Below are 23,296 nucleotides of genomic sequence, written 5' to 3'. Positions count from 1 at the left end.
GCTCCCGCGACCTGTCGCCGTCCCCGGCACCGACACCAAAAACGGGCCCACTCACTCGACTCGCCCAACGGCTCGCTCGACGAAAGACACCATCATGCCTATCCTGCTCGATGATCTCGACCTGTCGGCGGCCGTCGTCGCCAAAGCCGTCGACCCGAAGTTCTTCTCCACCAAGCTGACCGGGTCCGGGAAGAAGACCGGTCTGCTCCACGAGAACCTCCGTCCAGTCAACACAGTCACCAACACCGCCTACGCCGTCGCTCAGGACATCGAGGCGAAACAGAGCTCGACACAGCACGACATCACGACCACGTCCGTGCCGCTCGCGCCGATCACGCGGCGTGCGCTCCTGTCGGGCGCGTCGTCAACCCTGGCGATCCCGCACGTGGACGACCGCTTCCTCGTCGACACCTCGACCAGCGGGCACCACGATTGGGACGTCATGTTCGACATGACACCGCAGGGCCTGACGTTGTACGAGGACAAGTCCGGGGACCGGACCAAGCGCGACCTGGTCATCCAGTACCGCATGGAGCTGCACTTCTGCCGGAAGGACCGCGTCGAACCCGAACGCGCGATCGTGGTTCCGACCATTGTCGGTTACGGACACCTCGACGCCACCGTGGTCCCGCAGTGGGACACGAGCCCAATGGAGAACGCACGTGCCTTCATTCAGGATCTGCTCCACTCGACCGGACTCGTCGGCTCCAACCTCGACACGCTCGAGGAGTGGATGAACGACTATTCGATCTACGAGCGCATCACGCGCTTGGCCCAGATCTGGGATTCCGAAGCCATGGCCGACGAGATCTGCCGGTACATCGCGGACATGCCCCCGGCCCCGACGGATCATCAGCTGAACATGCTCGCCATCCAGCTGCGGTACCTGGAGAACTACACCGTTCCGCTGGAGGCGTATCGGCGGATCCACCAGCAGCTCAACCAGTCCTTCTCTGGGCAGCACGCCGCGACCCTGTCGAAGCAGAACCTGAGCCTGCTGATGAACCACACCCTCGACCAGCTCGATCAGATGAAGGCCCAGCTGATCGTCCCCGCGCGTCCGGCGGCACCTCCGGCGCTGCCCGCTCACCTCTCCAAGCAGCAGCTCGACGCGCTCACCACCCACGAACCGCTGGTGATGACCCAGGCGGGCGCGGGCACCGGCAAGTCGACCGTGATCCTCGAACGCATCAACTACCTCGAGGCCTGTGGCGTACCCGCGGAGGACATCACGGTGCTGTCATTTACCAACGCCGCGGCTGACAACATCACGGAGAAGAACCCGCGTGTCGGCTCGATGACGATCGCGAAGATGTTGATCGACATCTATTCGCTGAATCACCCGACACACCAGGTCTCGGCGATCGACACGATCATCAACTCGATCGACATCTTCTACCCGAACAACTCGTTCGCCGCCCAGTTCCGCGTCCATCTGGTGGAGGTGGACCAGAACAGGACCGGTGCGTTTACCGCATTGAACACCTTCGTCGAATACCATTTCGACGAGGTCATCGCTCTCCTCGACCGCATCGAGCAAACATCGCTGGAGCTGCAGATCATCATCTGCTACCAGAGGATCGACGACATGTACGAGCCAGCACACCTGCAGTCCAAGTACCTCATCATCGACGAGGTGCAGGACAACAGTGTCTTCGAGTTCATCTACGTGTTGAAGTACGTCATCAAGCACGCCCAGGCGCTTTTCATCGTGGGTGACGCGTCACAGACGCTGTATGAGTTCCGTTCGGCGAACCCGCGGGCACTCAACACGTTGGAACGGTCCGGCGTGTTCGCGACCTTCAAGCTCACGACGAACTATCGGAGCAACCAGGAGATCCTCGACTTCGCCAACGTCGGGCTCGGTGGACTGGAGACCAACCAGATCGCGAACATCCAGCTCCGGGCGAACTCGCTGATCGCACCGACAGCGGATTCCTTCCAGGACAAGGTGACGCTCGCGTACTACGGCGTCCCGAGACTGAGAGGGTTCGTGACCCAGGATCTCCACTCGATCATCAGGAACACGGTCATCCCCGACTATGTGGACACGTGCCTCGATCGGGGTGAGCAGGTCGCGTTCCTGGCTTACTCGCGCCGCGAGGTGGGTGTGATCGAGAAGACGCTGGAGGAGGTGTACCCGAATCGCCGTGTCGCGTCCCTGGTCAGCGAGCGGGTCTATGTCACGGACATCTTCTCGAAGTACATCAAGTGCTTCTGGAACGATGTCCTGCAGGTGCAGCCCGGCAACGCGGCGTTCGTCGTCTCCCAGGGGATCCTCGACAACCTGGACGCGCTGACGAAAAACGCGGGCAGCGTTGAAGTCGCGAAGGCGATCCGCGGCACCGTCTCCCAGTGGTGGACGGAGAACAGTTCCGTCATCAACGGGTGGCTGATTCTGTGTAAGCAAGGGACCCTGCATCCCACGGAGTTCTTCGAACGGCTCCGCGACAACCTCCTGTCCTTCGAGATCACACGGAACCAGCAGAAGCTGAACGTGAACAAGCGGAACAACCAGGAGCGCAAGCGGAAGAATCTTGAGTCCAAGGCCGACCTCGTGGTGTCGACGATCCACGGCGCCAAAGGTCTCGAGTTCGACAATGTAGTTGTCCTGTACAAAGAGGACACGAGGATGAGCCAGGAAACGAAGCGGATGTTCTATGTTGCTTTCACTCGGGCGATGAACAGTGAGTATATCTTGTCCTATGGGACCGCGAAGAACGCGCCGATCGAGAGCAGTTACCAGCAGCTGGTCACCGCCCTGGCCGAGCGGGACACGAGGAACGCTCAGCGGGCGCAGGGCATCGACCCGGATCTCGTGGCCGATGACGACCCCGAGTCAGGACCGGGCAGCGACCGTGATCACGCCGCATCGGTCGCCTGAGCCGCGCTCCTGATCTCGCAGGCGCGGATGCCTCGCCGGGCTGGCGAGGCATCCGCGCCCGGGGGACTGGCTCACGTCCTTCTCGATAGCTGCTATACCCCAGCCAGACAAGCTGGGCCCCGGAACCCACACCACTGGTCAGGCACGGTTCGTGATCATCCGCGTGTGCCGACTGCACCCCAACGACAGGAACAACATGAACGAACCCGCCTCCGCTAGGCAATAGGACCGCGTTGTCGATGAGTTGCACGACGACCTCCTGGATTACCTGCGCGACATGGAGGAGAACCTGGCTATTTTCGCGGATCCAGATGACTCCGATGAGCAGCTCATCGCGGGACGCGCAGTACTGTCTACTTTGGATCAGGAAGCCGAGTTGCTGGCGACGTTGAAGTTGCTGGCGACGTTGACCAACGACCTGCGGAGCGCTGTGGAGGCTGTTGAGAAGGGACAAACGGTGTGATGCTTCCGGACTGGAAAGCAGCGCTGTCATACCCAGTCTGATCCGCGGGTCACCACGTAGAACTGCGAAGGCGGCATCGCCCCGCCGCGTACGCGAGTCCCGAACGTCACTATGCAACTGGCTGGCAACCCTATTCGCTTGGGACGTTCGCGGTCGGGTCACGAATGCGCCATCCCACGGCAACTCGATGCCCATCCCCGGCCTTCCAGCGCACCAGCACAGGCTTGAGGAGCTTCGGTATGCCCGAGTTTCGCAGCGATACCAACGTACCCGTCATCTATGGCGCCACCGAGCATGTCGGTCGCAGCCGGCTTGTCCCCGGTGTGCGGGTCCGCCGATACACCGAAGATGCGCCCGGTGGATGCCTCGACGTGATCACGCCGTGTTGTCCACGGATCGCCCGGTTACGCGGCGACTGGCGACACGGCCACCACCTGGTCCTGTGCACGAAACACGCGCTGGCATACGACGTCTACCTGATCGACGAGAACGACGGGGGATTCGGTGCCCTGTTCGTCGTCCGTGACGAACAGCCTGTTCTGGCACGCCGCCGCACCGGCGGTTGGCTCGCGGCTCAACACCCCGGTGACGATCGCGTGTCGGGGCCCGAGGATGGCGCCCGCGGGTGGACAGGGCACGAGTAGTTGCGCCCGTTTTGAACATCGCAGTCCCGTAAGGCGAGTCAAGGCAACCGCGCCACCGTTGCGGTCTTCCGGCCAGCATCACCGGGCGCACATGCCACCGCTCTCTGCCGACCTTCACCGTCGCGGCCTGGCACAGGCATGCCCATCCGCGCGACTTGAGACACGTCCACACAGGAGCAACGACGATGACTGACCCCGTTGTGCCCCCGATCCCGTTGTCGCTACGCCACCTCCCGACACAGGGCGAACTGATCGTGCCCTGGATCACGCCCCGCACGGCCGACGGTCGAGACCTCTTCGGCTCGGTCGACCGCGATCGGATGGGTCGCGCATTACTCAACCGGTGGTGCGGAGTATGCGGGAGACCACTTGAGCACCGTGCCGTGCTGTTGATGCGACTGTCCGATCTTCCCCGCAGGTGCTCGAGCGAGCCTGCCCTTCATCCGTGGTGTGCGGAATACACCAGCAAGGCGTGCCCGATGGTCGCCGGACGTTTAGAGCATTACCGCTCGGCGCCTCCGCGATTGGACACGAACATGCTGTCCGCGCCGGACGCAGCGGCCCGTCAGGGTGCCGCGGCCGAACCGTGGTTCGCGGTGTGGCTCGCCGGTTATCGAGTCATCACTGACCACGGCAACCTCGCCGCTTCGTACGCGGACACTGGATGGTTACGCATCCGGCCCGTCACCTGGCGCCATCTCAACATCCTCTGAATTCACGAAACCTAAGGTGATCTGACATGCGATTGGCGCAACGATTCGAGCAGGGCGCGATCACGAGACTGCGCGAGATTCTCGCGATCGACGAAATTCGCCACCGAGGCCAGTTCGTGGTGACGCGTGATGCGGACGCCGGACACGAAGTGCATCTGGTGACGCTTAGTGGCGACGAGTCGTGGGTGTGCGTCACGTGCGAGGCACAGGGCGACGCGGACGGGCTGTACTGCGCACCGCGCCTGGCCGAGGTCGTGTACAAGCCAGGCCAGAAGCCTGAGTCCGGTTCGCACTTCAAGCACGTGCACGAAAGCAACGCAGCGATGCTTCAGGCATTGGAGGCGGCGGAGAGATGGCACGCGAGTTTCTGATTCTGCCCGTGAAGGCCGACTACGGAACGCTACAACCCGCGTCCCGGACTCGTCACGCGGCCGTGCATGTGGCATCGAGGGGTAGCCAGGCTGTTCCGGTGTGCTACCAGAAGAACCGGAGCCGCGTGCACGGATAAGTCAGGTCATCACGGCGTTGCCGCACGTGATCAGCCTGCACGACATCGAGCTGATCGGCATGGTTCGGGCCGAGACGGGAATCGGGGCGTGCCGGATGTGCCGCAAGTGCTGGAACGGTAGTGCCGTCGAAAAGCTTCCGCCGCACCGCGAGACCTGTTTCGTGGGGCGTGACCTCGCCGGCATCGGCCGCGCCAGCGAGTCCCGCCACTGACTGGCCAAGCATCCGAGCGTGGTGTCGGTCGCGACGAACAGGACCGTGAACGCTCGAGCCCGCGTCCAGCATGCCGCGAAGATCACGTAGGACGTGGTCACGAACGTAGCTGTTCTCGCCATCTTTGCCGCCGACCTGCTGACTTCGAACACGAAGCTGCAGGATTGCCTCGACGGTCGCCAATCGCTGTGGGACAAGGCCAGATGGGAAGACGAGGTGCACGTGGACGCCAGAGGCGACGATGCCAGGACAGTTCCGGCGGGCACTTCGCTGCACTCTTCCCATCCGACAATCCTCAACAATCAGTCGCCGACGTACACGCGCGGACGTGATCGTGACGATGAGGTTCCGCTTCGTCCCAGCCAGCGCGGAGACAGTTCGCTCGACCACGCCCGTGCTCTTGATGCGGTAGCCCAAGTCTGCTGTGGCGACGCACGAACCAGCATCGCGGGCGCCTCGATGTCCCTGCTGTGCAACGACTCGAAAGGCGATTCTCATGGGAAACAGCTCGCGCCCGGGCAGCGTCGTGGTCCACGAGATTGACCATGAGCCGTTCACCGTTTCGGAACAGCAATATGTCGTTCGCGAACTCGTCTGGAACAGCCTTGTCGATCGATCGTACGAACTGGTTCGCCTGGGAGACGACGCCGTGCTCACCGAGCACGAGTCGTTCGGCGAGTATCCCTCCGACGCACAGATCGCTGCTGTGCTGCACGACTACGGCATCGACGTGGAGTTGGGGATGTGCAAGTTCTGCGAAGGCCAGATCTTGCTGGTGACCGCGCACCGGCATCGCCACGGGTGGGTTGGCCACTGCTGCTGGGATGATCGGTTGCGTTCAACCGAGTGATATCGGCACGGCGCCGCTGACCTGGACGCTAGCAACCGGCAGCGCCGCGGCGCAGTAGCTTCCTGGCGCATCAGGGGCGCCCAGCCAGTCCGACCAAACCCGCACCCGTGCCCCCCCCGGGCATCGCGTGGAGAGCACGCACGAGTTCGATTCACGAACTCCGTCGCTCTCGAACCACCCTGATCGCTCCGTCCTTGCAAGTCACTTCCCGGCGAACATCCGCCGTCGCTTCGCTCACTCGCATGCCAGTCGGCGTGTTTTGCCCGTAGGAGACCCAATGTCGTCACACCTTGGTGTCCGTCTCGCGCGGGCGGTTCTCGTTCGCGCCGTCCACGCCCCCGCGTCCGCCACAGTCGCTCTCGTTGACCAGGTTGGGCCTATCGAGGCTGCCGACAGGTTCCTCCGTGACTGCGTGCCTGACGCCGTGCGTGCCGAACGCACCTCGTTGCCGTCCGCCTCGCTGTTAGAGGCTGCGCAGCGCGACCTTGCTGGCGCTCTCGACGGTCCCCGTCTCGTCATCCCCGAAGACGACGAGGAATGGCCTTTCGCTCAACAGGATTCCCCGCGTGAACCACATACGTTCGTCGAGAACACCGTCTATCCGCTCGCGTTGTGGGTCCACGGCACCGGGTCGCTGCGCGATCTGGCGAACCGTTCGGTTGCCCTGATCGGATCACGTGCCGCCTCATCGTACGGAGAGCACATCGCCTCCGAGTTCGGCTATGGTCTCGCGACCGCGGGCATGGTTATCGTCAACAGCGCTTCCTACGGTGTCGCCGGGGCTGCTCTGCGTGGCGCATTGTCCGCAGACCATCCAGCGCTTGTCGTGCAGTTCAATGGCCTGGATGTCAGCTATCCGGCGGGCCATACCCGGCTTCTCAGCCATGTTCGCGATAACGGACTGGTTGTGAGTGAGTACCCAGCGGGAACGGTGCCTTCACGGACGCGCAAACTGGCAAGTAGTCGTGTGCTGGCTCAACTGGCCAGCTACGGCGCGGTCGTCGTTGAGGCGAGTCTCCGCAGCGAGACTCTGCGCATCGCAGATCTCGTTCACCAAGCGGGGCGCACGGTGTTCGCTGTTCCGGGTCCCATCACCTCCAGTACTTCCTCGGGGAGTCATCGGCTCATTCAGCATGGTGCACGTCTTGTCACCGAGCTTGGCGACGTCCTCAGATATTCCGGTGGCCCCGAGCGTTCGACGACGTCGTGATCGACCATCACCATCCGCGGCAAGGCACCGATCGGGAGGAACACATCATGACGGTCATCGGCCCTCGGGCCAAACTCGAAACCGTCGCGCCGGGCTCGATAACGAGCTACCACTTGATCATCATCCATAACGATCAGGTCGTGTTCCACGAACAGTTCGAACACCCGGAACCTAGGCTGCGCGTCTGCGCCTCGGTTCTCGCTGACAGTGACCTCCTCAGTAGGGAGGTCATCACGTCCACCCGGGCAGCCCAGATTCGGAAGTTATACGAGAACCGTCGAAACACGTCCCACGATGTCCATCTCAAGGAGATCGCGACTGTGTGCCGCGCGTGGGGCGTCCATATCTATGCGAGTACGACGGTAAAGAAGAGCAGTGCACCGGATGCTCTGTTCTCAGTCATCACTGCGTACGAGCCCGATCAGGTCGATGCTGAGCACTTCACGAGCAGGGAAGCCCGACGGGTCAGCCTGGTCGAGCGTGTCGATCAGTTCCTCGCCGCGCCCGGCTGTCTTCTGGACGATGTTGTCGCGAACGAACAGCAATTGGCCGCGCTGGTGGCCGCGTTCCTCATGCCGGCGACGGTCAGTCTTACTGAGTCTGTGCTCGATGCGGAGGACGGCGTTTACAGATCGACCGGTTCTCTCCGGCTGACTCAGTGAATCACCCGTGACGCGCCCGCACGCTCCTGCCACAGACCCTCTGACGAAAGCGAGTACCTGTGCCCGCATGGTGGTCACGAAAAAATACACGCGAACGTCTCCAGTGGAAGAAGGCACAACCGCCGTCGTCATACGACGAGTGGAAACGCGCAGTCAATCAGACGCTCCATAGCGACATGGGGTTCTCGGTTCACGACTACCCTGAGTTGCCTATCGAAGAGTGGTACGAAGAGGGGATCACACCGGCTCAGGCTGTAGAACGCGTGATCAACTCCGAGATCGGTGGACGGGGCCGACTGTGACTGCCTCGATCCTCTCCAGCGCGAGGGAAGCGTTACCCAGGAACGTGGTTGTGATATCCACACGTCGACCGTGTCGCCGTACACCTTTCTGATTACAGAGAACCTAGGGGAACGATGCCGCGCAGAACACACGAGCCCATGAACACTGAAGTTGACGTCGCCGCCGTCGTCCATGAGTTCAAGGACGATACGCGTCGCCGAGCGTATCCTATGGTGTTCGTGTCGTACCGGACGCCGCTCGTCGACGACGTTCCTGGCAGTCTCGAATCGCGCGACGGCCGGATCGCACGTCTGCTCGCTCGTGGGTGGTCCCTGGTCGATACGCTCGACAGTACGTATCCCGGACCGAGCGCGCACGATCGCTACCGAATGCGCTTTACCCATACCGGTGGGGACACAGGCCGGGTCGACCTCATCAGCCGCCGCGGTATCGAGGTCACCGCCACGTTTGTTCCCAGCACGCACTGGCGCACCACGGTTGCCGCATGTCGTCACGCTGTGCTGGTCCACGGATGCCAGTACCTCATGAATTGGAGTACCGGAGGGTGGCCTGTCATCCAGAGCGCAGTTCGTTCCGGTGGGCTGGTCGCCGCCACAATTCCCGTTGAGGTACGCGGCCTGCGGTCGCCGAACATCCACACACCGACCTAATGCGGCATGCGGATTAGGTGTCGTCGACAGTTCACGTTTCGCATAGAACTGCCGCCTTGAGTGACGCCGGGGTTCCGTCGTGATACCCGCTCTACTGAACTTTAAGGAAACCGCATGTCCCACAGCGCCGTGTCACGCGAACTCTCAGAGCTTCCCGTCGACCAGAGAGGACACCGGCACACTCGAAGGACCTCGCTCGATGGTGTGCAGTTCGGCGGGCGGGTCAACGGCAAGATGACCTGGTTCAGCCCTGACCTCGTCACGGTCTTCTCCTGCGCTCTGTGCGATGAGTATCCACAGTTCACTGTCGTCGAAGACGGTGACGGGAAACCCGTTTCCCTGCACGCGACATCGGAGTGCTCATTACCTGATGGTCTCAAAACTATAGTCGATCTTGCCGTACCGAGCGGCATCCTGGTGGTGAGCGACGACCTTCGCCCCGTCTACGGGCGCGATTCCACACCACGCGGCGAGCACCCGGGATACAACTCGGTCGCAGGGCAGGCCCACGCGATCCGGGACATGGCCGCCCAAGGGTGCGCGTACGGGCCAGCGTTCTTCGGTCCGTCACTTGTCCGGACTGGGAAGGACCGCTACGTCATCGCGTCGATTGATACCGAGTCACAGCCCGGTGAGGAAGAGTATCTCGCGGGCGTAGTTGTGGCTAAAGTCAGTACCAACCTCTGGGCGTACTCGATCGCAGATTTTCAAGACTGGCGCACAAAGCTTTCCGCGCGGCTCCGGGGAAACGCCACGGCAGTCGAGTACTCGACCCGAGGCGATGGGCTCGCGTCCTGGATGGCCGCAGGCGCTGACCCCACGACACTGCCATACGGAATCACGGCCGTCGATGTGACGCCAGGTGTGTACCGATTCACCTATCACGGCGGCGAGGCCCAGTTCGATTACGACGTGCGGCCGGCCATCTATGCCGACGTCGAACGAGTACGCGACGACTGAGCGCCACTGATCGCTGGGCATCCGGGAGGTGTCACGTGGATCCCGCCACCATCCGCCTGATCGCCGACCTGGGTATCGCGCTGATCGGCTTGCTTGTGCTCGCGGTGGCACGGCACCGCCGACGCAGCCACCGAGATCCGCGGCGCTTCTTCCCCTGGTCGGAGAAGCGGACACTCTCAGCGCAGGCCAGAGGCCAGTGTGAACACAAACCGATGCTGTGGCGCCGGTGTCCGAAACCGGGCACCGAGGCCGACCACATCATCCCCTGGAGCCGCGGCGGCCCAACGGAACTGTGGAACGGTCAGCTGCTGTGTCACCGCCACAACGCCCGGAAATCGAACATGGTCCCCGGGCGTTTCTACCGGTGGCGGCTCGATCGCCGCCGGGCGAAGTACTGATCGATCCCTGTTACTCCAGAGGGCATACCTCCATCGCCAGCCCCCACGACTCCATCTGCTCGTGCCACGACGGAGGCGACGCAGGCCGGTGACGCCATCGCCAGACGTCGCCCGGGGCGGATGCGTCGGTCATCGAGGCAGCTGCGCGACGCAATGCTTGCCGGACTCCCGTCCAGAAGCAGGGAGTCCAGGTAATTAAAGAGGACTGACGAGGGCACTGATGAATGACAGGGAAAAGTCGCTGCTTGACGAGTTGCCGCACGAGCGGCGAGGACGAGGACTCTGGATTGTGTGCGGCTACGTCGTGTCCGAGACAGACGGTCGATGGCAGGTGCAGAAGATTCTGACCCTCGACAGATATTGCCGAACCATGAAGTTCGACACATTTGTCCAGGCGCTGGAGTGGATCTCGAACCAGCTGGAGAACCCCGATGACGTACCGGAGAACACCGAACCCCTCGGGCCGCCACGGCGTGACCTTCCATCGCCGCACACCGTTTTCGACCCCCCGCGTCGTGTCCGGGGCCAAATGGTCGAGACGGGGGAGTGGTTTATCGGTGAGTGCGTGGAGATGCACAGAGTCGACGACGTGTGGCAACTGCTGAACGGAGATGGCGATTCCCAACAGCCTCAGTTGCATGTACTCGAGACCGTCGATGGTGAGGTATTGACCGTCTCCAAGGTTGAAGTATTTCCGTCTAATTCCTAGTTCACCGCGCTGACGGGAACCTGACTCCGGGCCTCTTTCCCAGACCAAGGAGATAGTCTGCATGAGTAGCAGTATGTCCATTGACCTGATCGCCGCGTCGGCCAGCAGCACTGATGGTCCGGACTTCGACAAGGGGCACCGAGTTCTCGAGGAGATCGGCGACGTATCGCTGTTCGACTTCCCCAACTGGGAGACGGAGATCCTGGCGCTGCTGCCGGCTCTCAGCCCCGATACGGCGGTGGTCGATGAGAACGGCCAGCCGATTCTGACGTACGCGAGGCGGGCCGGACACGTCGTCATCGACAACCTCAAGGACGCACTCGCTTCCCCAGCGGCGACCTGCGTCACTGTCGCCGGGTACCGGCTCTACTTGTCGGGCGGGCTCAGCACCGGCGACGGCGCCACGGACGCCGCGGCGGCGATCCGCAACGCTCACGCATTGCCCCCGAGCGTGCTCCAGGCGATGGGCTTCATCGCGGACCACGAGAAGCCACTCGCTCGGAAGAACGGCCTCACCACGGGCCTGACCGACACCGACGTAGTCGACGCGATCGCGCTCGGGCTGGGAACTCAGTCAGAGACGTCCGGGGCGGACTCGTTGACCTGGATCGCCGATGTCGTTGGGGCGGTGCGCGAGCATCCCGGTAACGACAATGGCGGTCCCGCCGCGTACCTGCGGCGCTGGTCGACACGATTTGACTTTGATCCGCGGTCGGATGGGTTCCTCTCGATGTACGTCGATCACGAAGCCGGCCAGGACGGGCGCTCTCCCGCTCCAGCGCCTCAGCACGCCGATCTCGACTGTGCGGCTCAACAGGCGGCAGGGGTGCTGCCACCCGGCATTGCCCAGGCTGTCGCCGACTATCTGCGGGACCCGAGGGCCCGCGCCGCGGGCGACCTCGTGAACAGGGTGCGGGTCGTGACGGAGATCCAGGGCCTGTTGTTCGCGGACCCGGAAGCGGAGATTGACGAGAGCCAGGACAGCACTGGGAGCGAGGACGGCGCAGCACCGGGCGCCGGTGATCTCAATGCTGAGTCGCTCGCTGACTCACGCCACCCCGTGTGGGGAGCGGTCGTCGACACCGCGGGGCTCGACGCAATCGGCCGCGCGGTCCGAGCGTCGGATCCGCTTCGGGCGGTAACTCGATTGCAGTACTACTCCGTACTCGCCGCGCTCGAGGTCGTTGGCCCTGAGATGACTCGTCTGCGCGATGAGACCGCCCTTGAGCGGTTCCGCCGCCGCGTCGCAGTGGATTCGGCGATCCGCGCCTCCGATGTCAGGGCGCGGGCGGAGGCTGAACGCGACAACGCTCGCGATGCTCCGCCATGCCCAGCTCCTCGTAGCCCACACGAGCTCGGGTCGCAGCCCGCCGACTGCGTGGTGTGCGCGACCGTGGACTACGTCCTCAACGACGACGACCCGGCCGGAACTGAAGCCGCGGATCACACCGCGACGGATCAGTGACCGCGATCGGTGCGATTCGCGGCAACCGAGTCATCGCAGGACGTGCCCGGTGGCCCAGCGGACTCGTCTGGCGCACTCACGAAGGGCGCGGCTGTCGCCATTCCACACCGAGGAGCATCTCGGATTTTTCTTGACACCGACTCGAAAACAACCGCCAGGAGGACAGATATGTCGCGTGTGGAGGTGGCGGTGTACCGCGACCCGGACGGTACCGGGGATGTCGGCACCGCCGTGGAGGTGTTCATCGACGGCGCGCACCATCCGGACGCCGAGGTCACAGTGGTTGATCCCGGCGTCGGGTACGACCGTGAGGACTGGCTGCGGAACCGGGCGTATGCCGTCGACGGCGCCTCGCCGCACGCTGCCGTCCAGATCGCGGCGTTCTACGACGCGGGCGCTGAAACCGCGTTCATGACGGTCTAAAACGGGCCCAGGAAGACAGCTCCGGCGTAGAAACCGCCGGACGACTCCGGACTCCAGCGCATCGCCGGTCTTTCGGTCCGTCGTGCGCACACGACCAGACCCACGTCGTTCGTACATGGACGACCCGACACCCTCCAGGGATGCCATCGTGGTAGACCACCTACCCCAGCCCGCCTATCGGCCGCCGGACCCAGTCGAGACAGTCCGCGACCTCGACGGGCTCACCGCATGGTTCCGCGGCGACGGCACGATGCGCTACGACCACACCGTCGACGCCAATCGGCACGACAACACCGCCCGCGCGGGAGCGGCGAGCGAGGCCCTGCTGGCGTTCGCCAGTCGCACTGGGCAGCGCTCGGAGAACCGCTTGTGGTGCTGGGTGACCTGCTTGCCGGGCTCCTGCACCTGTGCGACGCGCTCGGTATGGACACTGCTGGGGTGATCCGACTCCAATGCGTCCTACGCCGACGAGGTGCGGGGTCACTGGTCCCGATGACAGAACCCTGCCGTGTGCGGTATCCGGTTCGCAGCGAACCGAAGGTGGCCCGCACAGGCGTGCTGCGCGAGGTCTCGCCTGCGATATGTCCGGGACTGCGTCACGCGATACGAATTCGACCCGGTACACGGTGTGTTCCTGGGCTGTACCCCGACGTTGACGACGATACCGAGGACAGGAAGTGACGATACACGCGCACATATCAACCATGACACGTCTTCTCCAGGAGAACACCGCCTCCGGAGAACGGCGCATCCTGCAAGTGTTCCAAGACTTCTGTGAGTTGTCCGCCTTGACGCTCCGGAACGCCGTGGACCAGAACGGGTTCGATGCGCGCGAGGCCCGATATCTGGCCATAGCAGCGAATTACAGGTCGCAGGAGATGCGCCGGTTCGCAGAGGCGCTGGCGCACCTGAAGATGGCGTTGCGGGCCAAGTTCTCGGACGTGCTCGGGCACCTGTACATGACACTCGATCTCGGCAATGAGCGGCTCGGCCAGTTTTTCACGCCTTATGACGTGAGCATACTGACCGTGAGGATAATGGCAGGAGACCTGCCTGATCGCCTGCGCGATCAGGAATTCGTCGCCGTCGTCGAACCCACATGCGGGTCCGGCGGGATGGTGATCGCCAAGGCCGAACTCATCCGCGAACACGGATTTGATTACCGGAATGCTATGCACGTCCTCGCGAATGATATTGACCTTATGGCTGTGCACATGACCTACGTTCAGCTGGCCCTCCTGGATATTCCCGCGGTGGTCGTCCATGGCGACGTCCTCACTCTGGAGGAGCGTGATCGCTGGGCCACGCCCGCCCACATCAACGACGGATGGGACCAGCGGCTTACGACAGAGTCGCTTCCGTGCACGAGCCTGGGACCCGACGAGGTTGATTCGTCTTCTCTCAGAAGCCCAGGCGGGGCGACGCGAACTCAATAACGTTGACCAATGGCGATTCGCCGATACATCGCGTCTCTCGCTTCATTGACGTCGTCGGGTCAACCTAATCCCTGCAAAAACGAGAAAGCGCAGCGCACCCGATATGACGAAGTCGCCCAACCCGTATGCCGAGGCCTATGCCGGGTTTCTACGCAGCACCGCTGACCACGGCCTAGTCATTCTGCAGGACGACGGCCTGTACCGGCATCTGCGTGTCCAGAAGCCCAACACCCGCATGTGGTCCTGGGATGTTGTCACGTGGCCAGGGCACCTGGCCACGTCCGGCGACATCGCTGACGGGTACATTTTCGCGCGAAACCCCGACATGCTTACCTTCTTCGAACTGCCTCAGTGGCAGCAGCACTACTACTCCGACGGTGCGCCAGGGATCGACGTCCGCTACTGGGCTGAGAAAATCTGTGGAGATCGTGCACAAGACATCAAGCGGTACGATAAAGATGTATTCCTGCGGCACGTTCGCGCGACCCTCGACGAGCACGAGGAGCTTTCCGAGGGTGCCATCGCCGAGGTGCGCGCGAACGACACGACCGAAGCCGATCACCTCGCCGAACAGCGAGCTGACAAACTGCACAGAGCTGAGATCTCCTCCGACTCCGAGTGCTATGCGCGCGAATGGCTTCAGCATCCCGAACAGGCGGAGATCTTCGGTGAGGACGCGAGCTGGGACTGGGTCTTGAGCGCCTACACGAGCCATTTCGTGGTGTCCTGCTATTGCATCGAACTGACCGTGCGGCTCTACCGAGAGGCCCAGGCAAGAGCACAGGTCGACGCAGTCGTGGAACTCGCCAAGAAGAGCCTTGCGAGGGAGTTGAGGGCGTTGAAACTCCGTCGCAGACACACGGAGAAGGCCGCAGCGATCAAGGCCCGGATCCGTGCGGCACACGCTGGCATCACGCTGCTGACCCGATCTTCGGGTGGATCCGCCGAAACGACCCAGAAGTAGACCACAGGGCTGAAGAGAAGCTGCCTCCATGGGGCGGAATCGTGGCCTCGCGTCGAGTCGTGCGGCTCAGGCCCCGTACCGGCGCCGCGACGTCGGCGCCGTCGCCGAGATGGCCTTCGTCGATGTGACCGACGCCGGCGAAGGCCCATGACGCTTCCTCGCCAATTCCACCCTGTCTCGGAGCGCGGCCCTCGGGGATGAGCGTCAGCCTACGAAGGAGCGACAATGATGAACGACCGGACCGGCTCGGCTGACCTGGCGGTGATCTACCAGGCTGCGGGTATCGAGCCGCGCCTGAGCATCGGAGAAGCCGCGGAGTACCTGGCCGATTTGGTCGCCGAGAACAAGTCGCTGACGGCAGCGGTCGAGCGCCAAACCCAGCTCACCAAAATGAGCATCAACGAAGGCGCGTTGGAAATAGACGTGATTCCGCCCCGCGAGGTCGTCATCAACCACGTACTGGCGGCACGAGCCATGCTCGGTGACGCTCAAAACTACAGCGAGACCCCCGTCGAACTGCCTCCCTCGGCGGAGTTCGGCATCGGAACCGCGGGTGAACGCTATGTGGTGATCGTGCAGCGGCCGGGCAAACTCACTCCGCACCAGGCGCGCCTGCGGGCGGAGGCCAAGTATGAGCGGATCCGCGATGCCGTACTGGCACTGGCCGACGAACAGGGCCAGGTCGCCGCGAACCTGCCGACCCAACCGGCGACCGGCATCAGCGACGAGTCGATCGCGCATCGCGACGGAGAGGTGTCGGTGCGCTCCGCGCTGGCCACACAACTGCGCGAGATCGCCAATGACGGATAGCCCGCCGACTACGTAGTGAGCGGGTCCCCACGGCGCGGCTGCGCGCTCTGGCGTCACAGGTCGAGGGGAGTCATCATGGCCCGAGAGACACGATTCAAGCGCAGCAGATACGACTGTGTGAAGCACGGCGCGAAAATATCGTTGACGTTCGACGTCCAGATGACCGATGATGAACGCACACCAGCAAGCGTAGGAGCAGCCATGACGGACATGCGGAAGCGAATGACGCGACGCCAGTATCTGGCCGCCGCGAGCGTTCTCGCGTGCTCGTCGAACGTCGACCACCAGAAGCCCTTTTCCTGGCAGGAAAAGAGCCTTCTGGGCGACGCAGGCTCCCCACCATGACGTAAGTCTCGTCATGTCGAGGGAGCCGCCCATCGGGACACCGATCCGGGCGGCGTTCTCTATTTAATGCACCCTGAAATCAATTAGCTTCTGTCGGCGAGCTAGCGGTAGCGCGGCGGTCTCCAAAACCGTGTGCCGGGGGTTCGACTCCCTCCGCCGGTGCTTCACGCCGCCCATTTCACGATGGGCCGGTGCGGTTCTTTGACATCTACACAGCGGAGCAAGACATTTCCCAGGCTCGTCCCCGTCGCCGCACCGGCGGCCAGGACGAGCACCGGGTCCGGCCGCCACCGCGCGGCCGGACCCACCGGTGAAGATGGGGCTGGCGGAGCCCCACCCGGCTGTAGACCGGGCGTCCTCGTGGTTCAGGGGGTTCGACTCCCTCCTTCACCACCCAAGCCCCCGTAGCTCAGCGGACAGAGCAGCGGCCTCCTAAGCCGACGGGCGCAGGTTCGAGTCCTGCTGGGGGCACCAGCGTCGACGGCCAAGAGGCTGGTGCGACGCGATCATGCGGTCGTGGTGAACTCGGCGGACGCGTCGGTCTTCCAAACCGAAGCAGAGGGTTCGATGCCCTCCGGCCGCTCGCAACAACTCGGCGCCTTCCGGCCCGGGACGAGGCCGATGCGACTGCTGGCTAGGTCACCGCCCTTTCAAGGCGGGGGACCGGGATCGATACCCGGATCGGCTACGCACCAACGACATGCCCCTGTAGCTCAGCTGGACAGAGCGTCGCGCTACGAACGCTGAGGTGCCAGGTTCGAATCCTGGTAGGGGTGCTGGCCGGCGCGCGACGCGCCGGCGTCCCGATGCTCACGTGGCCCAGCGGCGAGGGCACCGCACTGTCGATGCGGCGATCGCGGGTTCGAGTCCCGTCGTGAGCGCTCACGATCGGCACGGCCGTGCGGCCGTGCCGATCGCACCGGATGCGAGGGGCACTGGCGACCCCACCTGATTTGGGATCAGGAGGCACTGGGTTCGACTCCCAGGTATCCGACCACGGCCGGTTCTCGAGCGGCACGCCCGGCTCGACGTCCGGCCTTCCCCAGGTCCCGCTCCTGCGGGCCCGAAGGGCGCGTTGGTCCAGTTGGCACGGATCCCCGGTTCTCGCCCGGGAGACACGGGTTCGAGTCCCGTACGCGCTACGCGAGGGGTCCCGGCTCGCCACCGGGTCCCGAGGGTGGCCCCCTCGGGGTGGAGGGCTTCGCCTTCGGGCGTGGTGCTCCAGCTCCGACGACACGTTCCCGCGCGGCTCTTTAGCTCAGCAGGCAGAGCACCGGAGTGAAGCCCCGGAGGTTCAGGGTTCGAGTCCCTGGGGAGCCACCACGCACGATCTCGACGGCTACCACGGCGCGAGCGCCGGGCGCGCCGTCGCGCGGCTCTAGCCCAACCGGCAGAGGCAGCTGGCCGAGGTCCAGTCCAGTCGGGGTTCGACTCCCCGGGGCCGCACGCGATCCGACTTGCCGCACAAGCTCACCTGGCCGAGCACCCGTCTCGTAAACGGGAGGCACTGGGTTCGATTCCCAGGTGCGGCTCCACCACACCGTCCGGCTCGCCGGGCGGCGGCAAGGCCCCTGTAGCCCAACTGGAAGAGGCACCGCGTTCAGGCCGCGGCCAGTCCAGGTTCAAATCCTGGTGGGGGCACGCACATTCCCGGTTGGTGTAGCTGGCAGCACGCCGGACTTTGGATCCGTGAGCCCAGGTTCGAGCCCTGGACCGGGAGCCGGCCGCACCCCGATGCCCGTTGGTCCAGCTGGCACGACACCGCGCTCTGATCGCGGAGATCCGAGGTTCGAATCCTCGACGGGCAGCACACGGCCCCTGTGGCGAAATCGGCAGACGCACGCGGCTCAAACCCGCGCGCCCGCGGTGGCGGGCATGCAGGTTCGACTCCTGCCGGGGGCACGCACGCACTTTGGAGGGCTGGCCGAGCCAGGCAAGGCACCGGGTTGCTACCCCGTGGTCCGGGGCCGAGGTCCCGGCGCGCGTTCGAATCGCGCGCCCTCCGCGCATCAACACCCGAGGTGGAGCACGGCGGTCTGTGCAGCGCGCTGATGACGCGAAGAACCAGGTTCGACTCCTGGCGCCTCGACCACACGCGGCACCGGAAACCGTTGCCGCGCAAGGAGGATTGGCCGAGCCCGGAAAGGCAGCCGTCTCGAAAACGGTGGTCGGCGTGACGAGCGCCGCGCAGGTTCAAATCCTGCATCCTCCGCCGCACCGCCCGTGTACCGGCGGTGACCTGGGTCGTTAGCTCAACAGGAAGAGCCGCCGACTCTTACTCGGCAGGTTCGGGGTTCGAGTCCCCGGCGACCTACTCCACCCGGCACGGCACGAGCGCCGCGCCGCGGGCCGTTAGCTCAACCGCGCAGAGCAGCCGGCTTTTACCCGGCGGGTTCGGGGTTCGAATCCCTGGCGGCCCACTTTTGCCCCTGTGGCCCAACGGATACGGCGCCGCCTTCCGACGGCGGAGAGTGCAGGTTCGACCCCTGCTGGGGGCACCACGTTCATTCCCTCGAGGCGCAACAGGCTGCGCACCCGACTGTTAATCGGGAGGTACCAGGTTCGAGTCCTGGCGGGGGAGCTGCGTCGCACCCAGCGTCCCCGTGTGGAGCCAGGGACGACGCGCGATCGGGGGACGCGCCGGAGCGCAGACGATCCTTGCAAGATCGTCGTGGTGGGTTCGACACCCACGTCTTCCACCAGCACCAAGACCCCCGCGCCGTTCCGCGCGGGGGCGACGTCCTGTAGCTCAGCGGAAGAGCAGCCCGTTCACACCGGGCCGGTCCCGGGTTCGACTCCTGGCGGGACGACTGTGGCCGATGCCGAAGGAGACGAGGCCCCGGGTTGTGGCCCCGGTTGAAGCCGGTGCGGGTCCGGTCGGCAACCCCACTTACCCGCCGGAGATACCCGGCGGCAGCGCGCGCGGTTCGGCAACCAGCGGGGCCTCATAAGCCCCGCCCACGTGGATCGACACCACGGCGCGCGACCCCGGCCCGGCGCCCCTGCCGGAGCTGTCCGACCCACTTCACGACGGTCGTGGCGCGGCCTGCAAAGCCGTGGTGATCACCGGGTTCGACTCCCGGGTGGGTCTCCGTCGATGTCCTGCTCCGCTGTGGGAGATCCCGAGGCGCCGCCGGTCGACGGCGGCCGCGCGCAGCGTCGCTGACCGCGCGCCCGGGCCCGCAACCCCGCTTCGCGGAACGGGTTGCGCACCCAGCGGCGACGGCCCGCGCGGGCACGCGCATCCGCCCGAGCCGGGCGGCACCGACATCCGGGCTCCGCCACCGCGCGGGCCTGATCACCTGACGAGCGAAGGACGTGAGGATGCACGCGAGGACGATCATCACCAGGACGCTGCGCGTCCCGCGCAGCCCCGCGGCCGCCGGCGACGGCGCTGCCGTGGCCCGGCAGATGGACGCGGTCCTGGCCGGCGCCGGGTTCAAGGCCACCGGCGACCTGCTGGAGCACGTCTCCGGGCTGCAGCCGGGCGCGGCGATGGACCTGGCCGTCGACGTCGTCGCGGCGGTGCGCGAACTGGTCGGCGACCACGTCGCCCACAACGCCTACTTCCGCGACTTCCCGCACGGGGTGCCCGACACCGTCGAGTTCTGGGTGAGCTGCCTGCGCGACGCCCTCGTCGCACCGCACGCCCGCGGATCCGCCGCGGCGCCGACCGACGCCGAGCTGCTGGCCGCACTCGACCAGCGCCTGGTGGGGCTGCTGGACCTGCCCCGCTACGGCCGCTCCCAGCACACCTACACCGAGCTGCTCGCCGCGCACGACGAGCTGATCCCCTCGGTCAAGGACCGCGTCACCCTCGTGCGGCTCGGCGGCACCCTCGCCGAGGAGACGACCGCGCTGTACCGGGCGCTGGCCGAATCGACCACCCCGCTCGGCGAGGCCGACCTCCAGCTGCTCGCCGACCTCGCCGACACCTGCGGCGAGGTCGAGCTGGACGGCGTGCCGGTGCGGGAGAACCGCGCCGTGCTCAACGCCGCAGGCCTCGCCGCGGGCCGCCCGCTGCTCGCGGTGGACACCGTGCTCGACGTGCTGCGCGTGGCGTGCCAGGCCAGCGGCGGCGACGTCTCCCTGGCCGAACCGACGAAGTTCCGCAGCTTCACCCGCCGCGAGCGCCGCGCGCTGATGGCGGCGCTGGACCGCGTCGTGACCAGTGGCGAGGGCAAGCTCGGCGACGTCGCCCGGTTCGCGAACCGGTTCAAGCGCCTCGGCGAAGGCCTGCACCCGCACGAGTTCGACCAGTTCCCGCACGCCGCCGAGGTGTTCGAGGTCGCCCGCGGCCGGGCGGTCACGTCGCTGGCCGGATGGGCGGAGCTGGCGTTCGCCCGCGGCGACCACGCCGCCGCCGCCAACATCCTCACCGACGCGCCGGGCATGCTGATGCGATCGCTGGACCGGCTGCTGCGCCACGCCGACGCACCCGCGCGCGACGCGGTCTTCGAGGCGATGACGCAGGTCCTCGGGAAGGTGTCCGGCCGCGTGCTGTGCTCGGTGCGCGAGCACCTGGCCAACCGCGCCGCGCCGGACGCCGCCCGGGTGTTCACCACCCGCACCCGCCGGGCGTGGGTCACCGACGACACCCGCCCGCCGCTGCCGGGCGAGGTCATCACGCAGGCCTGCGTGATGATCGACGCCGAGCTGATCGCCCGGCTGCCGCGACGCGAGCGCCTGGTGGCCGACCCGGCCGTGCTGTCGGTGGCACTGCCGCTGTCGGGCAAGGCCACCGAGGACGGGTTCGCCGTGCTGCCCCGCGGCTCGCGCAGCCGGATCGAGGGCGAGGTGCTGCGGTTCTTCACCCACTGGTGCCAGGCCCGCCAGCGCACCGACTTCGACCTGTCCGCGCTGCTGCTGGACGCCGAGTTTCGCTACGCCGGGCAGGTGTCGTGGACGAACTACCGGGACGGCGGCGCGGTGTACTCCGGCGACCTGAGACAAGCACTGGCACCGGACGGCGCGACCGAGTTCATCGACCTCCCGCTGGGCTCGGTGGACGCCACCTACGTGGTTCCGCAGGTCAACGTGTACTCCGGCGAGGGCTTCGACGAGGTCGCCGAGTCGATGTTCGGCTGGATGACCCGCGACCACGACCAGGCCGGGGCGCCGTTCGAGGCCCGCACCGTGCGGACCCGCTCGGACATGCGCGGCACCGGCCGCGTGGCCCTGCCGGCCGTGTTCGCCCGCGGCGAGGACGGCACGTGGACCGCGACGTGGCTGCACCTGTACCTGTCCGGGCACCCGAACTTCAACCGGGTCGAGGAGAACCGGGTCAGCACCGCCGTGCTCGCCCGCGGTCTGCTGCAGCGCGACTACCTCACAGTTGGCCATCTGGTCGAGTTGATGCGCGCCGCTGGTACCGAGGTCACCGCCTGGGAGCCCGGCACCGAGCTGGACGGCCCGGTGACGTTCCTCGGCATGCACGCGCCGGAGACCCTGCCGGACGGCACGGAGGTGATCACGTCGGACCGGCTAAACCAGTTGATCCCGGCCTGACCAGGCCGATATCCTGATCATGCGAGGCAATGAGGGGACTTCCTTCTACATCCACCTTGGAACGGTTCCTAGTGCCCTCCCTCTCCTCGCTTCTGATCTCACGATGGCCTGCCGGAGTCCCCGGCAGGCCATCGCCTCTTTCGGCCGCCGAGAAACGTTCCGGCTGGCCGCCAGGACGATCGTGAAAGGAGCAGTCCTCGATGACAGTGCGGTACGTGGTGGGCGACGCCACCATGCCCGCCGCCGCGGGCAACAAGGTCATCGCGCACATCTCCTACGACCGCGGTGGCTGGGGCAAGGGCTTCGTCGTCGCGGTGTCTCGCCGCTGGCGCCAGCCTGAACAGGACTACCGCAGTTGGAGCCGCATGGCCGACTTCCGGCTCGGCGCCGTCCGCCTGGTGCAGGTGGAGTCCGGCGTGTGGGTGGCGAACATGGTTGCCCAGCACGGCTACCGCACCGCCGCCAACCCGATCCCGCTGCGCTACGACGCGCTCGCCGAATGCCTGAACTCCCTTGCCGGACACGCGGCCCGCCTGTCCGCGAGCGTGCACATGCCGCGCATCGGCTGCGGTCTCGCCGGTGGCACCTGGGAGCGCATCGCCCCGATGATCGAGCAGACCCTCGCCGCCGCCGGGGTCAGCACCACGGTCTACGACTTGCCGGGCACGCGGTAGCCGGGCACCAGCCGCCCTGGCCGGCGGCGCGTCGCGGACCTCCGAACGTCATCAGACCACGTCGGTGGCGTCCAACCGACCCGCTGTTCGCGCGGGCCCGCGCGGCGTTCGACCACGAGCGCCGCAAGAGCCCGACCCTGCTGTGCCACGTCGACCCAAGCGCCGGGCTGCAACCTGCGCACCTCGAGGAGATCCGTGCCTGGGCAGCAGCCCTCCCGCCGGCGGCGTAGCTCTCGGCCATCGCGAGGTGGACCAGCAACATCAGCAGACCGCGTCGGCGCGGTCCAGGCCGTGCCACAGCGCGGTCAGCTCCGCCAAACCCGCACCGCACCGACGTCCGCAGGCTGCTCACGCGCCGGTCCACGACTGCGGCGCCTGGATGCAGTACGCGGCCCGGGAATGCCCGCAGTTCTTCGCCGAGTTCGTCACCGGCCGCCTGCTCTCGCGCCCGGCACTGCAGGCGAGGGCCTCCAGCGTCTTGCCCGGCGCCCCGCTCGACAGCCAC

The 23,296-nt window shown here is 65.5% G+C and carries 22 protein-coding genes and 24 tRNA genes; 45 read left to right on the top strand and 1 reads right to left on the bottom strand.

Features of this window, described 5'->3' with window-relative positions:
- Positions 1-94 precede the first annotated feature (94 nt).
- The 5 genes from HUW46_RS46305 (at position 95) to HUW46_RS46285 (ending at position 5,075) form a co-directional block, all read left to right on the top strand.
- The gene (locus HUW46_RS46305) at positions 95-2,884 is read left to right on the top strand and encodes a UvrD-helicase domain-containing protein (protein ID WP_215544952.1); all 2,790 of its coding nucleotides are present in this window, start codon (positions 95-97) and stop codon (positions 2,882-2,884) included.
- 244 nt (positions 2,885-3,128) lie between these two features.
- Entirely contained in the window at positions 3,129-3,347 is a 219-nt protein-coding gene (locus tag HUW46_RS46300; RefSeq protein ID WP_215544951.1) for a hypothetical protein, read from the top strand.
- A gap of 239 nt (positions 3,348-3,586) precedes the next feature.
- Complete coding sequence (locus tag HUW46_RS46295; protein ID WP_215544950.1) at positions 3,587-3,991, top strand: hypothetical protein; 405 nt, start codon at positions 3,587-3,589, stop codon at positions 3,989-3,991.
- A gap of 185 nt (positions 3,992-4,176) precedes the next feature.
- Positions 4,177-4,704 (top strand): hypothetical protein, encoded by a 528-nt coding sequence (locus HUW46_RS46290; RefSeq protein ID WP_215544949.1) that lies wholly within the window; start codon positions 4,177-4,179, stop codon positions 4,702-4,704.
- A gap of 26 nt (positions 4,705-4,730) precedes the next feature.
- The gene (locus tag HUW46_RS46285; protein WP_215544948.1) at positions 4,731-5,075 is read left to right on the top strand and encodes a hypothetical protein; all 345 of its coding nucleotides are present in this window, start codon (positions 4,731-4,733) and stop codon (positions 5,073-5,075) included.
- Between the two features lie 103 nt (positions 5,076-5,178).
- Here HUW46_RS46285 and HUW46_RS46280 read toward each other — a convergent pair whose 3' ends face one another.
- Positions 5,179-5,607 carry a hypothetical protein gene (locus HUW46_RS46280; protein ID WP_215544947.1) on the bottom strand — a complete coding sequence of 143 codons (429 nt, stop codon included), beginning with the start codon at positions 5,605-5,607 and terminating at the stop codon, positions 5,179-5,181.
- 313 nt (positions 5,608-5,920) lie between these two features.
- On the opposite strand from HUW46_RS46280, the gene HUW46_RS46275 reads away from it, so the two are divergent.
- From HUW46_RS46275 to HUW46_RS46080, 40 genes are all read left to right on the top strand, one after another.
- Entirely contained in the window at positions 5,921-6,274 is a 354-nt protein-coding gene (locus tag HUW46_RS46275; protein ID WP_215544946.1) for a hypothetical protein, read from the top strand.
- Positions 6,275-6,686: 412 nt separating this feature from the next.
- Positions 6,687-7,484: a DNA-processing protein DprA gene (locus HUW46_RS46270; RefSeq protein ID WP_215544945.1), complete on the top strand. Its 798-nt coding sequence runs from the start codon at positions 6,687-6,689 to the stop codon at positions 7,482-7,484.
- Between the two features lie 47 nt (positions 7,485-7,531).
- A complete protein-coding gene (locus HUW46_RS46265) occupies positions 7,532-8,146 on the top strand; it encodes a hypothetical protein (RefSeq protein WP_215544944.1) in 615 nt (204 codons plus the stop codon).
- A 440-nt stretch (positions 8,147-8,586) separates the two neighbouring features.
- Positions 8,587-9,099: a hypothetical protein gene (locus HUW46_RS46260; RefSeq protein ID WP_215544943.1), complete on the top strand. Its 513-nt coding sequence runs from the start codon at positions 8,587-8,589 to the stop codon at positions 9,097-9,099.
- A 114-nt stretch (positions 9,100-9,213) separates the two neighbouring features.
- Positions 9,214-10,059, top strand: coding sequence for a hypothetical protein (locus tag HUW46_RS46255; protein ID WP_215544942.1), 846 nt, complete (start codon positions 9,214-9,216; stop codon positions 10,057-10,059).
- A gap of 35 nt (positions 10,060-10,094) precedes the next feature.
- Positions 10,095-10,457 (top strand): HNH endonuclease, encoded by a 363-nt coding sequence (locus tag HUW46_RS46250; protein ID WP_215544941.1) that lies wholly within the window; start codon positions 10,095-10,097, stop codon positions 10,455-10,457.
- A 220-nt stretch (positions 10,458-10,677) separates the two neighbouring features.
- Positions 10,678-11,166: a hypothetical protein gene (locus HUW46_RS46245; protein ID WP_215544940.1), complete on the top strand. Its 489-nt coding sequence runs from the start codon at positions 10,678-10,680 to the stop codon at positions 11,164-11,166.
- A 73-nt stretch (positions 11,167-11,239) separates the two neighbouring features.
- The gene (locus tag HUW46_RS46240; protein WP_215544939.1) at positions 11,240-12,631 is read left to right on the top strand and encodes a hypothetical protein; all 1,392 of its coding nucleotides are present in this window, start codon (positions 11,240-11,242) and stop codon (positions 12,629-12,631) included.
- 168 nt (positions 12,632-12,799) lie between these two features.
- On the top strand, positions 12,800-13,054 hold the full coding sequence (locus tag HUW46_RS46235; RefSeq protein ID WP_215544938.1) for a hypothetical protein: 255 nt from the start codon (positions 12,800-12,802) through the stop codon (positions 13,052-13,054).
- A gap of 115 nt (positions 13,055-13,169) precedes the next feature.
- A complete protein-coding gene (locus HUW46_RS46230; RefSeq protein WP_215544937.1) occupies positions 13,170-13,496 on the top strand; it encodes a hypothetical protein in 327 nt (108 codons plus the stop codon).
- 235 nt (positions 13,497-13,731) lie between these two features.
- Positions 13,732-14,490 (top strand): N-6 DNA methylase, encoded by a 759-nt coding sequence (locus HUW46_RS46225; protein WP_215544936.1) that lies wholly within the window; start codon positions 13,732-13,734, stop codon positions 14,488-14,490.
- Between the two features lie 103 nt (positions 14,491-14,593).
- Positions 14,594-15,454, top strand: a complete 861-nt coding sequence (locus tag HUW46_RS46220; protein WP_215544935.1) for a hypothetical protein — start codon at positions 14,594-14,596, stop codon at positions 15,452-15,454.
- A 225-nt stretch (positions 15,455-15,679) separates the two neighbouring features.
- Complete coding sequence (locus HUW46_RS46215; RefSeq protein WP_215544934.1) at positions 15,680-16,264, top strand: hypothetical protein; 585 nt, start codon at positions 15,680-15,682, stop codon at positions 16,262-16,264.
- A 75-nt stretch (positions 16,265-16,339) separates the two neighbouring features.
- The gene (locus HUW46_RS46210; RefSeq protein WP_215544933.1) at positions 16,340-16,609 is read left to right on the top strand and encodes a hypothetical protein; all 270 of its coding nucleotides are present in this window, start codon (positions 16,340-16,342) and stop codon (positions 16,607-16,609) included.
- 95 nt (positions 16,610-16,704) lie between these two features.
- A tRNA-Trp gene (locus HUW46_RS46205) sits at positions 16,705-16,768 on the top strand.
- Between the two features lie 150 nt (positions 16,769-16,918).
- Positions 16,919-17,002, top strand: a tRNA-Tyr gene (locus HUW46_RS46200).
- Positions 17,003-17,007: 5 nt separating this feature from the next.
- Positions 17,008-17,083 (top strand) — tRNA-Arg (locus HUW46_RS46195).
- 36 nt (positions 17,084-17,119) lie between these two features.
- Positions 17,120-17,192 (top strand) — tRNA-Gly (locus HUW46_RS46190).
- Positions 17,193-17,225: 33 nt separating this feature from the next.
- A tRNA-Glu gene (locus tag HUW46_RS46185) sits at positions 17,226-17,297 on the top strand.
- A gap of 14 nt (positions 17,298-17,311) precedes the next feature.
- Positions 17,312-17,385 (top strand) — tRNA-Arg (locus HUW46_RS46180).
- A 32-nt stretch (positions 17,386-17,417) separates the two neighbouring features.
- Positions 17,418-17,490, top strand: a tRNA-Asp gene (locus tag HUW46_RS46175).
- Between the two features lie 39 nt (positions 17,491-17,529).
- Positions 17,530-17,606, top strand: a tRNA-Pro gene (locus HUW46_RS46170).
- A gap of 72 nt (positions 17,607-17,678) precedes the next feature.
- A tRNA-Glu gene (locus tag HUW46_RS46165) sits at positions 17,679-17,751 on the top strand.
- A gap of 105 nt (positions 17,752-17,856) precedes the next feature.
- Positions 17,857-17,932, top strand: a tRNA-Phe gene (locus HUW46_RS46160).
- A 49-nt stretch (positions 17,933-17,981) separates the two neighbouring features.
- Positions 17,982-18,055: transfer RNA gene (locus HUW46_RS46155), tRNA-Leu, on the top strand.
- 13 nt (positions 18,056-18,068) lie between these two features.
- Positions 18,069-18,144, top strand: a tRNA-Thr gene (locus tag HUW46_RS46150).
- A gap of 32 nt (positions 18,145-18,176) precedes the next feature.
- Positions 18,177-18,250 (top strand) — tRNA-Leu (locus HUW46_RS46145).
- A 7-nt stretch (positions 18,251-18,257) separates the two neighbouring features.
- Positions 18,258-18,329: transfer RNA gene (locus HUW46_RS46140), tRNA-Gln, on the top strand.
- Positions 18,330-18,344: 15 nt separating this feature from the next.
- A tRNA-Gln gene (locus HUW46_RS46135) sits at positions 18,345-18,417 on the top strand.
- Positions 18,418-18,423: 6 nt separating this feature from the next.
- Positions 18,424-18,511, top strand: a tRNA-Leu gene (locus HUW46_RS46130).
- Positions 18,512-18,523: 12 nt separating this feature from the next.
- Positions 18,524-18,614 (top strand) — tRNA-Ser (locus tag HUW46_RS46125).
- Between the two features lie 12 nt (positions 18,615-18,626).
- Positions 18,627-18,701: transfer RNA gene (locus tag HUW46_RS46120), tRNA-Ile, on the top strand.
- Between the two features lie 30 nt (positions 18,702-18,731).
- Positions 18,732-18,821 (top strand) — tRNA-Ser (locus HUW46_RS46115).
- A 29-nt stretch (positions 18,822-18,850) separates the two neighbouring features.
- A tRNA-Lys gene (locus HUW46_RS46110) sits at positions 18,851-18,923 on the top strand.
- 32 nt (positions 18,924-18,955) lie between these two features.
- Positions 18,956-19,029: transfer RNA gene (locus HUW46_RS46105), tRNA-Lys, on the top strand.
- Between the two features lie 5 nt (positions 19,030-19,034).
- Positions 19,035-19,110: transfer RNA gene (locus tag HUW46_RS46100), tRNA-Arg, on the top strand.
- 7 nt (positions 19,111-19,117) lie between these two features.
- Positions 19,118-19,190 (top strand) — tRNA-Asn (locus HUW46_RS46095).
- A gap of 157 nt (positions 19,191-19,347) precedes the next feature.
- Positions 19,348-19,419 (top strand) — tRNA-Val (locus HUW46_RS46090).
- 514 nt (positions 19,420-19,933) lie between these two features.
- Positions 19,934-22,117, top strand: coding sequence for a hypothetical protein (locus HUW46_RS46085; RefSeq protein ID WP_215544932.1), 2,184 nt, complete (start codon positions 19,934-19,936; stop codon positions 22,115-22,117).
- A gap of 200 nt (positions 22,118-22,317) precedes the next feature.
- Positions 22,318-22,791 (top strand): hypothetical protein, encoded by a 474-nt coding sequence (locus tag HUW46_RS46080; protein WP_215544931.1) that lies wholly within the window; start codon positions 22,318-22,320, stop codon positions 22,789-22,791.
- The last annotated feature ends 505 nt before the right edge of the window (positions 22,792-23,296 follow it).

It is taken from the genome of Amycolatopsis sp. CA-230715 (assembly GCF_018736145.1).
Taxonomy (GTDB): domain Bacteria; phylum Actinomycetota; class Actinomycetes; order Mycobacteriales; family Pseudonocardiaceae; genus Amycolatopsis.
Note: the sequence above shows the minus strand (reverse complement) of the source record. Positions and strands in the feature narration are given on the sequence as shown.